The sequence below is a fragment of the Mycobacterium sp. IDUB_28 genome (genome assembly GCF_055419285.1).
Map to the genome: position 1 here is coordinate 385,903 of NZ_JBVAXK010000004.1, position 13,681 is coordinate 399,583.

The window sequence follows — 13,681 nt, forward strand, 5'->3', positions numbered from 1 at the left end:
GCGGGCAGTGGGGCCGGGGGACGCGGCTACCGCTGCCGGATCACCACTTCGTGCACGTGTCCGTCCGGCGGCGTGGCCACCACATTGGCCACCACCTCGGCGACGGTCTGCGGCCGCAGGAACTTCGCCGGATCGTAGTCACCGCCCTGGTACGCGACGAGTTCGCGCTGCATGTCGGTGTCGACGCGACCGGGGTAGATCGAGGTAACCGAGAGCCGCGGTTCGTCGGCGCGCAGCGAGTCGGCGAACGCGCGCAGGGCGAATTTGCTGGCCGAGTAGGAGGCCATGCCGGCGGACACGTTGCGGCCCGAGCCGGAGTTGATGAACACCACGTGGCCGCGGACCGCGCGCAGCGCCGGCAGTAGCGCCAGCGTAAGCGCAACCGCCCCAATGACATTGACGCTGAACGTGGCGCGCCACTCGTCGACGTGCGACTCGGCGACATGGCCCGGGACGGATACCCCGGCGTTGTGGACCAGCACGTCGAGTTCGTCGACGACCTCACAGCTGGACTCGATCGAGTCGGTGTCGGTCAGATCCAACGGAAACGTGGTGGCGCCGAGGCGCTCCGCGACGGCATCCAGACGTCCCGACGGACGGCCGGCCAACAGCAGGGTGTGGCTGGGTGCCAACGCCGTGGCGATCGCCGAACCGATGCCGCCGCTGGCGCCGGTGATCAACGCGGTGGGCATCTCAGACCTGGTTCGGCAACGGCGAGGCCGGGGCGGGACCCGTCGGCTCACTGGAGGCGAGCCGGTCCAGCGGCGCCAGCGCCTTCATCAGCACCTCCAGGTCGGAGTGGGGGAGTTGGCTGAGCATCGCGGCCAGTGAGGCGTGCCGGCTGGCCAGGGACTCGGCGTGCACCGCCCGGCCCTGCGGAGTGATGTCGACCAGCACGGCGCGCAGGTCGGACGGGTCGCGCGAGCGTTTCACCAACCCGACCTTCTCCAACCGGCGGATGGCCACGGTGGTGGTGGGTGTGCGTACCCGTTCGTGTGCGGCCAGGTCCGTCATCCGGATCGGGCCCCGGTCGAGCAGCGTGATCAGGATCGACAGCTGCGCCAGGGTGAGGTCACTGGCCACCGCGCCGGTGGTGGGGTCGCCGCGGCGCAAGATGGCGAACAGCTTGGATAGCGAGCGGTGCAACCCCTCCGCCAGGTCCGCCAGCGCTGGGGCGGTGGGTTCGCTGTCCGACATAAATCGGCAGTCTAACCCGACCATGGGGCGAAGGAAGACCCTGTCTGGAAGGGTGTGCCCGCCCTGTTCACAGCACCTGGGAGAGGAATCGCTGCAGCCGCTCGGTCTCGGCGGTTTCGAAGATCTGCTCCGGGGGGCCGAACTCCACGACTTTGCCGTGGTCCATGAACACCACGGCATCCGAGGCGGAGCGCGCGAAGCCCATCTCGTGCGTGACTACGACCATTGTCATGCCGTCGGCGCCCAGGTCGGCGATCAGCGCCAGGATCCCCTTGACCAATTCGGGGTCCAGTGCCGAGGTGGCCTCGTCGAAGAACATCACCTGCGGGGCCATGGCCAGCGCGCGAGCGATCGCGACCCGCTGCTGTTGGCCACCTGACAGCGCCCCGGGGCGCGCACCCGCTTTGCCTTTGAGCCCCACCCGGTCCAGGTGGTGCATCGCCAGCTCGCGGGCCGCCGCGGCGGGTAGCCCACGCAGCTTGCGCGGCGCCAGGGCGACGTTGTCCAGCACGCTGCGGTGCGGGAACAGATTGAAGTGCTGGAACACCATGCCGATGCGCTGGCGCAGCTCGTTGGGGTCGTCGCGCAACACCGACCGGCCGTCCAGCAGGATGTCGCCGCTGTCCGGCTCGTACAACCGGTTCAAGGTGCGCAGCAACGTCGACTTGCCGGAGCCGGACGGGCCGATCACCGCGGTCGTGGTACCGGCGGGGACTTCCAGGCTGACCCCGCGCAATACGGTGGTGCCACCCAAGTTCTGGTGAATGTCGTTGGCGGCCAACGAAACTTGCCGGATCACGTCATCTCCGTGCCGATGGTCGAGGTGACGACTTCGGCGGGATCCGCCGGATCGAGTTTGGCGCGGCCGCGGCGCAACCGGGCGTCGATGAAGTTCACCAGGTGCGTCAGCGGCACGGTCAGGATCAGGTAGCAGATGCCGGCAGCCACCAGTGGGGACAGGTTGCCGGTCTGCGCGTTGAGATCCCGGCCCACCTGGAACAGCTCGCGCTGGTTGGCGATCAGACCGAGGAAGTAGACCAGCGCGGATGCTTTGAGCAGGGCGATGAACTGGTTGACCAAGGCCGGCAGGACGCGCCGGATCCCCTGCGGCATCACCACCAGACGCATCGCGGCCGGGTAGCTGAAGCCGAGCGCTCGGGCGGCTTCCAATTGGCCGGGGTCGACGCTCTGGATGCCGGACCGCAGTATCTCCCCAACGTAGGCGCCGGTCATCAGACCGAGCGCGGCGATGCCCAGCGGATAGGGATTGCTGTTGGTCACTCCGCTGAGCAGCGGTCCCACCCCCAGCCCGATGATCAGGATGATCACCACCTCGGGCAATCCACGGAAGATGTCGGTGTAGACGCGGGCCGGCCAGCGCAGCCAGCGGCTGTGGGAAATTCCTGCGACGGCCAGGACAATGCCGATCGCCAACCCGATCACGCTGGCACTGCCGGTGAGGATCAGCGTGTTGGGCAGTCCGGTGGTGAGCAGCGTGGGGATGGCCTGGCGATACATCTCCCAGTCCAGGAACGATTCGCGCAGCTGGGTCAACGTCGACTTGGGGGCGGCCGGGTCCGCCGGTTTGCGGTGGTGGTGGGCGGCGATGGCGGCGAAGTCGGGCAGTTTCGGCGCCGGTGCGGCGCGGGAGCCCGGTTTCCAGCCCGGCGGCAGATTGCGCGGCTTCCACTTGCTGTAGAGGTCGGCCCAGGTGCCATCGGCGACCACGGCATCCAGGCCCGAGTTCAACGCGTCCACCAGCGGTTGGTTGTCCTTGGCGACGGCGTATGCGACGAAGTCGTCGGCGCCGAAGGTGTCGGCCACCACGATGGCCGGGTCACCCGGCCGGATCGCGCTCGATGCCTGACCTGCCGGTGCCACCCACGCGTCGAGCTGGTGGGTCTTGATGCTGGCGTACACGGTGGCGAAGTCCGGGTACTTCACCGGCTGCAGGTGCAGGACGTCCACCACGTAGGAGTCTGCGACGGTGCCCTGGACGACGCCGATGCGCTGGCCTGCGGCCAGATCAGTGAAATGCTTGATCGGCGATCCCAACGGAACCACCAGCGAGTGGTAACCGAAGTCGTAACCGTTGGTGAAGGCGACGGTGTGGCGACGTGCGTCGGTGGCCTTGACCGACGATGAGCCGACGTCGAAGCGTCGTGACGCCACCTGGGCCAGCAGGCCGGAGAAATCCGTTCCGACGAAACGCACCTGCAAGCCCAGCTTGGCCGCGACCGCGCGCAGCAACTCGTTGTCGAAGCCGGTGAAGCGGCCGGTGGCGTTGATGCAGGTGCTGGGCGGTGCGTCGGACAGGGTGCCGACCAGCAGCATGCCGGGGGTGCCCAGCCCCAACTCTGCGATGTTCACCGAGCTCAACGGCACCACGGTGGCAGTGGTGTCGGAGTCGTCGTCGCCGGCACCACCGCGCGCGGAGACCAGGTCTGTCGGCAGCACCGTCGCGCTTTCCACGCCCGGCGGTGCGCACTGGTTCTGGTCGGCCAGGGCGGGAGCGGCCCCGGCTAGACCGGCCACCAGCAGGATCGTCGCAACGAATCCGAACAGCTTGGCGCTGCGTCCGGCGGTGGGGGCGAAGCGGGCACTCATCACCGCCACCGTAGCGAGCGGGACATCGGTCAGAGCGGCAACGCGGTTGAGCTCAGCGTGCGCTGTCGCGCCACCGGCACAGCGCTTCGGCATCGCTCAGGTCGTAGTCGGGTCCGTTGACACCCACGGTCAGCAGCGTGACGCCGAGGGCGGTGAGAGCTTCGGCATTGGGGACCACGTCTTTGCCACTGCCGGCGGACGCCGAGCGCTCGATGGTGGCCGGGTCGCGCCCGACGGCGTCGCAATGCTCAGCAAGTACGGCGGCTTTGCCGGGAAATTCTTCGGCGTCGCTGAAGCTGTGCCACACGTCGGCATGCTCGGCGACCAGGCGCAGGGTCTTGCGTTCGCCACCGCCGCCGATCAGCACCGGGATATCGCGGGTCGGCGCCGGGTTGAGTTTGGCCAGCCGCGAGGTGATTCGGGGGAGTGCGCCGGCCAGGTCGTCGAGCCGGCTGCCGGCGGTACCGAACTCGTAGCCGTACTCGTCATAGTCCTTCTGCTTCCAACCGGAGCCGATGCCCAGGATGAGCCGCCCGTCGGAGATGTGATCGACCGTGCGGGCCATGTCGGCCAGCAGTTCCGGGTTGCGGTAGGAGTTGCACGTCACCAGCGCGCCGATCTCGATGCGTGCGGTCTGTTCGGCCCAGGCTGCGAGCATGGTCCAGCATTCGAAGTGCGCGCCGTCCGGGTCGCCGTACAGCGGGAAGAAATGGTCCCAGTTGAACGCGACGTCGACGCCGATGTCCTCGCAGCGGCGCACCGCGTCGCGAATGTCGCGGTACTGCGGTGCGTGCTGGGGCTGCAGCTGCACGCCGATGCGGACGGGGAAGTCGGGGAGCACGGGGGAGGTCATAGAGACCACCGTAGGCCTCAGCGGCCGTCGATCACCGCGCGCAGGAGGTCGATCAGAGTGCGGGGCTGATCGCTCTGCACCGAGTGGCCCGAGTTCTCGACGACGTGAACACCACGGAAATTTGTTGCGCGCCTTTGCAATTCAGCGACATCGTGGTCGTTGACGAAGCCCGAGGTGCCGCCGCGCACCAGGGTCACCGGCGCGGCCAACGCATCGACGTCCTCCCACAGGCTGTCGAAGTCGGGGAATTTGCGGATGGTGTCGTACCGCCACGTCCAGTTGCCGTTGTCCAGCTGCCGGGAGTTGTGGAACACGCCGCGGCGCAAGGCTTTCACCTCGCGGTGGGGAGCGGCGGCGACCGTGAGCTCCAGCATCGCCTGGAAGCTGGGGAATTCCCGCTCCCCGGCCATCAGTTCCACCGTGCCGCGCTGCTCCTTGGTCATCTCCGAGTGCCGCGCCAGCGCCGACGGGGTGACGTCGACGAGCACGAGTTGGTCGACCAACTCCGGTGCCAGCGCACTCAGCCGGATGGCGGTCAGTCCGCCCAGCGACATGCCGACCACGAACTCCGCATCCGGTGCCAGCTCGCGTAACACCGGCGCCAGGGTGTCGGCGTTGTGCTGCGGGGAGTAATCGCCGTCCGCGCGCCAGGCGGAGTGACCGTGACCGGGCAGGTCAACGGCCAGCGCCGGTTCCCCGAGACCGACGATCACGGTGTCCCAGGTGTGCGCGTTCTGCCCGCCGCCGTGCAGGAAGATCACCCGCGGGTCAGAGTCGCCCCAGCGCAACGCGCTGATTTCGCCTACCGTCACGCGCTCGGCGCGGGGCAGCGGTCCGGTGACACCGGCCTGTTCGGCGTTCTCAGCCAGCAGGTCGAACTCAGAAAGCCCGGTCAGATCGTCGTCGGTCACGCCTAGTGACTCTACGAGTCACGCCGGCGTGCCGTTCGGGTCAGGCGGTCAGCCCTCGCTGATGAACTCTTCGAGCTGGGTGCGCGCGACGTCGTCGGGCAGCTGCTCGGGCGGGCTCTTCATCAGGTAGGCCGACGCCGGGATCACCGGTCCGCCGATGCCGCGGTCCTTGGCGATCTTGGCCGCCCGCACCGCGTCGATGATGACGCCCGCGGAGTTCGGGGAGTCCCATACCTCGAGCTTGTACTCCAGGTTCAGCGGCACGTCGCCGAAAGCGCGGCCTTCCAGGCGCACGTAGGCCCACTTGCGGTCGTCGAGCCAGCCGACGTGATCGGACGGGCCGATGTGGACGTCCTTGGAGTTGAATTCACGCTGAACATTGGAGGTCACGGCCTGGGTCTTGGAGATCTTCTTGGACTCCAGGCGCTCCCGCTCGAGCATGTTCAGGAAGTCCATGTTGCCGCCCACGTTGAGCTGCATGGTGCGGTCCAGCTGCACACCGCGGTCCTCGAACAGTTTGGCCATGACCCGGTGGGTGATGGTGGCGCCGACCTGGCTCTTGATGTCGTCACCGACGATCGGCACCCCGGCGTCGGCGAACTTCTTGGCCCACACGGGGTCAGAGGCGATGAACACCGGCAACGCGTTGACGAACGCAACGCCGGCGTCGATGGCGCACTGGGCGTAGAACTTGTCGGCCTCTTCCGAACCGACAGGCAGATAGGAGACCAGCACGTCGACCTCGGCGTCCTTGAGCACCTGGACCACGTCCACCGGCTCGGAGTCGGACAGCTCGATGGTGTCGGCGTAGTACTTGCCGATGCCGTCCAGGGTCGGGCCGCGCTGCACCAGCACGTTGGTCGGCGCGACGTCGGCGATCTTGATGGTGTTGTTCTCCGAGGCGAAGATCGCGTCGGACAGATCGAAGCCGACCTTCTTGGCGTCGACGTCGAACGCCGCCACGAACTTCACGTCGCGGACGTGGTACGGGCCGAAGCGCACGTGCATCAGGCCGGGGACCGTCGACGTGTCGTCGGCGTTGTAGTAGTACTCAACGCCCTGGACCAGCGAGGACGCGCAGTTGCCGACTCCGACAATGGCGACTCGTACCTCGGACGCCTGTGACGCGTTCTGCTCACTCATGGGGCGTTCTCCTAACCTCGTAACTCTCTGGTGTCTTGGCAATTCGTGTCGTGCAAGGGGTTCTGACGTGCTGCGAGCGGGTCACGTCTGTTCGACGTGGTTGGGGGCTGCTCGTTCGGCGGCGATGAGCTCGTTGAGCCATTTGACTTCCCGCTCGCTGGACTCGAGCCCGAGTTGGTGCAGTTGACGGGTGTAGCGATCGAACGAGCTACTGGCCCGCGCCACCGCGTCGCGCAGACCTTCCCGACGCTCTTCGACCTGGCGCCGCCGACCCTCCAGGATGCGCATCCGCGCCTCCGCCGGGGTGCGGTTGAAGAACGCCAGGTGCACACCGAATCCGTCGTCGGTGTAGTTGTGCGGCCCGGTGTCGGCGACCAACTCGCCGAAACGACGCCGGCCCTCCTCAGTGAGCTGGTACACGCGGCGGGCCCGACGCACCGGTGTTCCGGCAGGCGCGGCGTTCTCCGCGATCAGACCCTCGGTCTGCATGCGGCGCAGAGCGGGATACAGCGACCCATAGGAGAAGGCGCGGAAGGCGCCGAGCAGGCCGGTCAGCCGCTTGCGCAACTCGTAGCCGTGCATCGGTGACTCGATCAGCAGGCCCAGGATGGCCAATTCCAGCATCGAGTCACCTCCTTTTGACGGACTGATTACGACGGTACGACGCCTCGCGTCATCGTATCGTCCCGATATATTAGCGACAACACCACCGGGTGTTTATGCGCTGTTAGTCACACCGCCGGTTCGGTCAGCTCACGTAACGGACCTGCTTGGGGGTACCGTCGGGCGCCAACTCGATACTGCCGCTGCCGTAGTCACTGGAAATGTAGATGGACAACGACAGCGCGCCCGGCGTGGTCGGGTCCTTGGCCGGGTCGACGATCAGGTAGCTGGACTTGACGTCCTGCTGTTTGATGCCGACGGTCTCCGGCGCACCACGCAGCACTCCCACCACCGTCTTGACGTCGAACTTGCTCAGATCGACGAGCGTGGTCTGGGTGCTGGCGTTCTTGGCCGAGCTGCTCGGATCACCCCAACCGCCGCGGTAGGTGTAACTGAGGACCCGCCGCTCGTCGGTGGGATCACTCCGGTCCATCGAGGCGTACTCCGGGTAGACCAGCAGGCGGTAGCCCATGGTGTCGCCGAACCGCTTGCGGGTCTGTTCCAGCAGACCGGTCAGGCCGCCGAGGGATTGCAGTCGTTTGGGCGGCGTCAGCACCACGGGCGCGATGCCGTCGGATTTGGCGCCCGGATCCGAGGTGAAGTCCAGTGGCGAGGTGGTGTTGCCGTAGAGCCCCCAACCGATGGCGATGCCCAGCAGCACCGTCACGACGAGGGCCGCCACGGTCAGGCCCAGGCCGTTGGGCCGGCGCACCCTGGTCCCGGGCCCCGGCGTCTTCTCGGCGGCGCCTTGCGACTGTAGGTCTGCGACCAGGCGCTGCAGTTCGCCCAGTGTCACCGCATTGGTGGCCGAGCGGATGCGCTCACGGTGTTCCTCCGAAGAGATCTCACCGTCGTTGAAAGCATTGTCCAGAATCCGGCACGTGTCCTGCCGGTCGCTGTCTTTCGCCCGCGTCGACCCCGACCCTGCCCATTTCGCCACGAGGAGATCGTAGAAGTTCGGGCAGCGACGTAATCATCCGTACCGGCCCGGCCGCCACGAGAGTGTTAGTTGCATATCGGCGCCGGGGATGGCGACGTACTCTGGTCAGCGTGCGACTGCAGCGACAGGTGGTGGATTACGCGCTTCGACGGCGCTCACTGCTGGCCGAGGTGTACTCGGGACGCACCGGTGTGTCCGAAGTCTGCGACGCCAACCCATATTTGCTGCGTGCGGCGAAGTTTCACGGGAAACAAAGCCAGGTGATGTGTCCAATCTGCCGCAAGGAGCAGCTCACGCTGGTGTCCTGGGTGTTTGGCGAGCATTTAGGCGCGGTGTCCGGCTCTGCGCGTACCGCCGAGGAGCTGGTGCTGTTGGCTACCAGGTTCTCCGAGTTTGCTGTGCACGTGGTCGAGGTGTGCCGGACGTGTAGCTGGAATCACCTGGTCAAGTCGTACGTGCTCGGTGCGCCGCGTCCGGCGCAGCCGCCCAACGGGTCGAAGACCCGGACGGCGCGCAACGGCGCCCGGACGGCCAGTGAATAACGAAGGGCGCCATCACCAGTCGTCGAGCGACACCCCGGACGAGGCGACAGCTGCCGGCGGGCGGCACTCGCGCGGTGCGGTGCCCCCCGACGACCGGATGACGACGATCATCCCGGCGGTGCCCGACAGCCGCCCGTCTCGGCATGTTGACCCCGTCGACGAAGTCAAGGCCGCACTCGACAACCCGCCGCCCGAAGGCGATCACCTCGACCAGGTCAAAGCTGCGTTGGACGCCCCGGTGCGCCGACCTGCGCGAGACCGGCCGGCCGGGGGCCCGCGCCCCCCGGACGGACCGCCGCCGTCGGGGCCGACGATGGGCGGACGCCCACGCCGACCGCGGCCCAACTGGACCGAGCAGATCAACTGGCGCTGGGTCAAACGCGCGGCGTACCTGAGTGCGGCGGCCCTGATCCTGCTGCCGATCGTCACCTTCACGATGGCGTATTTCATTGTCGATGTGCCGCGACCCGGCGACATCCGCACCAACCAGGTGTCCACCATCCTGGCCAGCGACGGCACCGAGATCGCGAAAATCGTTCCGCCCGAAGGCAACCGGGTGGACGTCAACCTGAACCAGGTGCCGGTGCATGTGCGCCAGGCGGTGATCGCCGCCGAAGACCGGGGCTTCTACTCCAATCCGGGTTTCTCCTTCAGCGGCTTCGCTCGGGCGGCCAAGAACAACCTGTTCGGCGGCGACCTGCAGGGCGGATCGACGATCACCCAGCAGTACGTCAAGAACGCGCTGGTCGGTTCGGCCCAACACGGGCTGAGCGGCATGATGCGCAAGGCCAAGGAACTGGTCATCGCGACGAAGATGTCGGGGGAGTGGTCCAAAGACGATGTGCTGCAGGCGTATCTGAACATCATCTACTTCGGGCGCGGGGCCTACGGAATCTCGGCGGCCGCCAAGGCCTATTTCGGTAAACCCGTCGAACAGCTCACCGTGTCCGAGGGCGCACTGCTGGCCGCGCTGATCCGGCGACCGTCCACCCTGGACCCCGCCGTCGACCCCGACGGTGCCCTGGCGCGCTGGAACTGGGTGCTCGACGGCATGGTGGAGACCAAAGCCTTAGCCAGCGGCGACCGTGCGACGCAGGTGTTCCCCGCTACCGTGCCGCCGGAGCAGGCGCGTGCGGCCAACCAGCCCTCCGGACCCAACGGACTCATCGAGCGGCAGGTCACCCGGGAACTGATGGAGCTGTTCAATATCGACGAGCAGACGCTCAACACTCAGGGCTTGCAGGTCACCACCACGATCGACCCCCAAGCCCAGCAGGCCGCGGAGAAGGCGGTCGCCAAGTATCTCGATGGCCAGGACCCGGAGATGCGGACCGCGGTGGTGTCGATCGACCCGCACAGCGGCGCGGTGAAGGCGTACTACGGTGGCTCCAACGCGCAGGGTTTCGACTTCGCCCAGGCCGGGTTGCAGACCGGGTCGTCGTTCAAGGTGTTCGCCCTGGTCGCTGCGTTGGAACAGGGCATCGGGCTCGGGTACCAGGTGGACAGCTCCCCGTTGACCGTCGACGGCATCAAGATCACCAATGTCGAAGGCGAGAGCTGCGGCACCTGCAACCTGGCCGAGGCGTTGAAGATGTCGCTGAACACCTCGTACTACCGGCTGATGCTCAAGCTCAAGGGCGGGCCGCAGGCGGTGGCCGATGCGGCGCACCAGGCGGGCGTCGCCGAAAGCTTTCCCGGGGTCGCACACACGCTGTCCGAAGACGGCCAGGGTGGCCCGCCCAACAACGGAATCGTGTTGGGCCAGTACCAGACCCGGGTCATCGACATGGCCTCGGCCTACGCCACACTGGCCAACTCGGGCATCTATTACCGGCCGCATTTCGTGCAGAAGGTGGTCAACGCCGAGGGCCAGGTCCTCTTCGATGCCGGCTCCACCGACAACAGCGGCAACCAGCGCATCCCGAAGGCGGTGGCCGACAACGTCACCGCGGCCATGCAACCGATCGCCGGATACTCCCGCGGCCACAGCCTGTCCGGTGGGCGGCCGTCGGCGGCCAAGACCGGTACCACTCAGTTGGGCGACACCACGTCGAACAAGGACGCCTGGATGGTCGGGTACACACCGTCGCTGTCCACCGCGGTCTGGGTGGGCACCGTCAAGGGTGACCAGCCGTTGGTCACCGCCTCCGGCGGCGCGGTCTACGGATCGGGCCTGCCGTCGGACATCTGGAAGTCGACCATGGACGGTGCCCTCAAGGGCACCCAGAACGAGACCTTCCCCAAGCCCACCGAGATCGGCGGCTACGCCGGCGTCCCCGCACCACCGCCGCCCCCACCACGTCCAGCGCCACCCTCCGAGACGGTGATTCAGCCCACGATCGAGGTGGCGCCGGGAATCACCGTGCCGGTGGGTCCGCCGCAGACGGTGACCGTCGCGCCGCCCGGGCCTGTCGCACCGCCGCCCTCCGACGTGCCGCAACCGCCGCCGTGACCGGGGCCGGCACCGAGCGGGTGAAAATTTCGCCGCAGCCGCTGGCTGCCGACCGCCGAAGTGCTGACAGCCGCGATTGCCCCAGTCGCAACGACGTTCTGGGTGCCGCGCTGGCGAACCTGGCCGGCGGGCCGGTTGGGCGGCACGCGTTGATCGGTCGCACCCGGTTCATGACGCCGCTGCGGGTGATGATCGCGATCGCATTGGTGTTCCTGGCGCTGGGTTGGTCGACGAAAGCGGCCTGCCTGCAGAGCACCGGTACCGGTAGCGGTGATCAGCGGGTGGCCAATTGGGGCAACCAACGCGCCTACTACGAGTTGTGCTACTCCGACACGGTGCCGCTTTACGGCGCAGAGTTGTTGAGCCAGGGCAAGTTTCCGTACAAGTCCAGCTGGATCGAGACCGACGCCGCGGGGGCGCCGCAGATCCGGTACGACGGCAAGATCGCCGTCCGCTACATGGAATATCCGGTGCTGACCGGTCTGTACCAATACGTGTCGATGGCGCTGGCGAAAACCTATACCGCGCTGGGCAAACTGGGTGTGGTTCCGGTGGTCGCCGAGGTGGTGATGTTCTTCAACTTCGCGGCGATCGGGCTGGCGCTGGCCTGGTTGGTCACCGTCTGGGCCAGTGCGCGTCTCGCGGGGCGCCGGGTCTGGGACGCCGCGTTGGTGGGCGCCTCCCCCTTGCTGATCTTCCAGATCTTCACCAATTTCGACGCACTGGCAACGGCTTTGGCGATGGGTGGGTTGTTGGCGTGGGCGCGGCGAAGACCGTGGCTGGCCGGTCTGCTGATCGGCCTCGGTGCCGCGGCCAAGCTGTATCCGCTGCTGCTGTTGGGTCCGCTGCTGGTGCTGGGGATCCGGTCCGGCCGGCTCGGCGGCGTGTGGCGCGCCGCGGTGGGCGCGGCGGCGACCTGGTTGGTGGTGAACCTGCCGGTGATGGTGCTCTACCCCCGAGGGTGGTCAGAATTCTTCCGGCTCAACACCCGTCGCGGCGACGACATGGATTCGCTGTTCAACGTGGTGAAGTCATTCACCGGCTGGCGTGGCTTCGACTCCACCCTGGGCTTCTGGGAGCCGCCGACGATACTCAACGCCGTCGTCGCCGTACTCTTCGCGTTGTCCTGCGCGGCAATCACTTACATGGCTCTGACCGCCCCGCAGCGTCCGCGGGTGGCTCAGCTCGCATTTCTGGTGGTGGCGGCGTTCCTGCTGACCAATAAGGTGTGGAGTCCGCAGTTCTCGCTGTGGTTGGTGCCGTTGGCGGTGCTGGCCCTCCCGCACCGACGGGTGCTGGTGGCGTGGATGACGATCGATGCGCTGGTCTGGGTGCCGCGGATGTACTACCTGTACGGCAACCCGGGTCGTTCGTTGCCCGAGCAGTGGTTCACCACGACGGTGCTGGTGCGTGATATCGCAGTAATGGTGTTGTGTGCATTGGTGATTCGCCAGATTTACCGACCCGACGAGGACCTGGTGCGCTGGCAGGGCCGGGTCGACGACCCGGTCGGGGGGATTTACGACCTGGCGCCCGATGCGCCGCCCGGCTGGTTGCCGCAATGGTTGCGTCCGCGTGCCGGCCGCCGGCCGCCGGCCGCGACCTCGCCCGCTGATGCTGTCCCCGGCCTGGCGCTCGGAAAAACCTGATGCAGGTTGCGATTCCGGTCTTCCCGCGGTTCACGGCGCTGGACGCGGTCGGACCTTATGAAGTGCTGCAACGCATTCCGTCGATCGAGGTGGTGTTCCTCGGGCATCGGCGCGGGGTGGTCCGCACCGAGAACGGCATGCTCGGCGTCAGCTGCGACGCCACCTTCGACGAAGTGACCGCGCCCGACGTGGTGGTGGTACCCGGGGGCATCGGAACGCGCGTGCTCGTCGACGATGAAACCATCCGTGGTTGGTTGCAATCGGTGCACCCGGGTGCCCGGTTCACCACCTCGGTGTGCACCGGCGCGCTGCTGCTGGCCGGCGCGGGTCTGCTGGACGGACTGACCGCAACGACGCACTGGGCCGCGGCCAAGGAGCTGGACGCGCTGGGTGCGCGGTATGTCCCGGAGCGGGTGGTCGAACATCTGCCGCAGCGCATCATCACCGCCGCCGGGGTGTCCAGCGGCATCGACATGGCCCTGCGTCTGGTCGAGCTGCTCGTCGACCGGGAAGCCGCGCAGGCCGCGCAGTTGATCATCGAATACGACCCGCAGCCGCCGTTCGACTCGGGCGCGCCGGCCAAAGCCGACGAGGGCACCCGGGCCAGGGTGGTCGAGTTCCTGCGGTCCCGGAAGTGAATTTCGAGCTCAGCCCGTCATCCGGTAGCCTAGGGCGGTTGCCGACGCAGGCGACCCTCCTGCCACGGACACGCCGTGGCCGCACC

General features: G+C 67.4%; 13 protein-coding genes. 4 read left to right on the forward strand and 9 right to left on the reverse strand.

Annotated elements, in window-relative coordinates:
- Positions 1 to 26: 26 nt before the first annotated feature.
- From ACZYZ9_RS11205 to ACZYZ9_RS11245, 9 genes are all read right to left on the reverse strand, one after another.
- Entirely contained in the window at positions 27 to 692 is a 666-nt protein-coding gene (locus tag ACZYZ9_RS11205) for an SDR family oxidoreductase (RefSeq protein ID WP_463826325.1), read from the reverse strand.
- A gap of 1 nt (position 693) precedes the next feature.
- Complete coding sequence (locus ACZYZ9_RS11210; RefSeq protein WP_463826326.1) at positions 694 to 1,197, reverse strand: MarR family winged helix-turn-helix transcriptional regulator; 504 nt, start codon at positions 1,195 to 1,197, stop codon at positions 694 to 696.
- 67 nt (positions 1,198 to 1,264) lie between these two features.
- A complete protein-coding gene (locus ACZYZ9_RS11215; RefSeq protein ID WP_463826433.1) occupies positions 1,265 to 1,993 on the reverse strand; it encodes an amino acid ABC transporter ATP-binding protein in 729 nt (242 codons plus the stop codon).
- Entirely contained in the window at positions 1,993 to 3,804 is a 1,812-nt protein-coding gene (locus ACZYZ9_RS11220) for an ABC transporter substrate-binding protein/permease (protein WP_463826434.1), read from the reverse strand. The genes ACZYZ9_RS11215 and ACZYZ9_RS11220 overlap by 1 nt, the downstream gene beginning before the upstream one ends.
- Positions 3,805 to 3,856: 52 nt before the next feature.
- Positions 3,857 to 4,657: an LLM class F420-dependent oxidoreductase gene (locus ACZYZ9_RS11225; RefSeq protein ID WP_463826327.1), complete on the reverse strand. Its 801-nt coding sequence runs from the start codon at positions 4,655 to 4,657 to the stop codon at positions 3,857 to 3,859.
- A 17-nt stretch (positions 4,658 to 4,674) separates the two neighbouring features.
- Entirely contained in the window at positions 4,675 to 5,568 is an 894-nt protein-coding gene (locus tag ACZYZ9_RS11230) for an alpha/beta fold hydrolase (RefSeq protein WP_463826328.1), read from the reverse strand.
- 48 nt (positions 5,569 to 5,616) lie between these two features.
- Complete coding sequence (locus tag ACZYZ9_RS11235) at positions 5,617 to 6,711, reverse strand: inositol-3-phosphate synthase (protein WP_463826329.1); 1,095 nt, start codon at positions 6,709 to 6,711, stop codon at positions 5,617 to 5,619.
- 81 nt (positions 6,712 to 6,792) lie between these two features.
- Positions 6,793 to 7,335, reverse strand: a complete 543-nt coding sequence (locus ACZYZ9_RS11240) for a PadR family transcriptional regulator (protein WP_463826330.1) — start codon at positions 7,333 to 7,335, stop codon at positions 6,793 to 6,795.
- A 124-nt stretch (positions 7,336 to 7,459) separates the two neighbouring features.
- Complete coding sequence (locus ACZYZ9_RS11245; protein ID WP_463826331.1) at positions 7,460 to 8,314, reverse strand: DUF1707 SHOCT-like domain-containing protein; 855 nt, start codon at positions 8,312 to 8,314, stop codon at positions 7,460 to 7,462.
- A gap of 110 nt (positions 8,315 to 8,424) precedes the next feature.
- Between ACZYZ9_RS11245 and ACZYZ9_RS11250 the strand changes: the two genes are divergently transcribed.
- Genes ACZYZ9_RS11250 through ACZYZ9_RS11265 form a run of 4 tightly spaced genes read left to right on the forward strand, consistent with a single transcriptional unit; the run spans position 8,425 to position 13,595 of the window.
- A complete protein-coding gene (locus ACZYZ9_RS11250) occupies positions 8,425 to 8,856 on the forward strand; it encodes a DUF5318 family protein (protein ID WP_463826332.1) in 432 nt (143 codons plus the stop codon).
- Entirely contained in the window at positions 8,849 to 11,308 is a 2,460-nt protein-coding gene (locus ACZYZ9_RS11255) for a transglycosylase domain-containing protein (RefSeq protein ID WP_463826333.1), read from the forward strand. Before ACZYZ9_RS11250 ends, ACZYZ9_RS11255 begins: the two co-directional genes overlap by 8 nt.
- Positions 11,305 to 12,957: a glycosyltransferase family 87 protein gene (locus ACZYZ9_RS11260; protein WP_463826334.1), complete on the forward strand. Its 1,653-nt coding sequence runs from the start codon at positions 11,305 to 11,307 to the stop codon at positions 12,955 to 12,957. Before ACZYZ9_RS11255 ends, ACZYZ9_RS11260 begins: the two co-directional genes overlap by 4 nt.
- Positions 12,957 to 13,595: a DJ-1/PfpI family protein gene (locus ACZYZ9_RS11265; protein ID WP_463826335.1), complete on the forward strand. Its 639-nt coding sequence runs from the start codon at positions 12,957 to 12,959 to the stop codon at positions 13,593 to 13,595. The genes ACZYZ9_RS11260 and ACZYZ9_RS11265 overlap by 1 nt, the downstream gene beginning before the upstream one ends.
- Positions 13,596 to 13,681 lie beyond the last annotated feature (86 nt).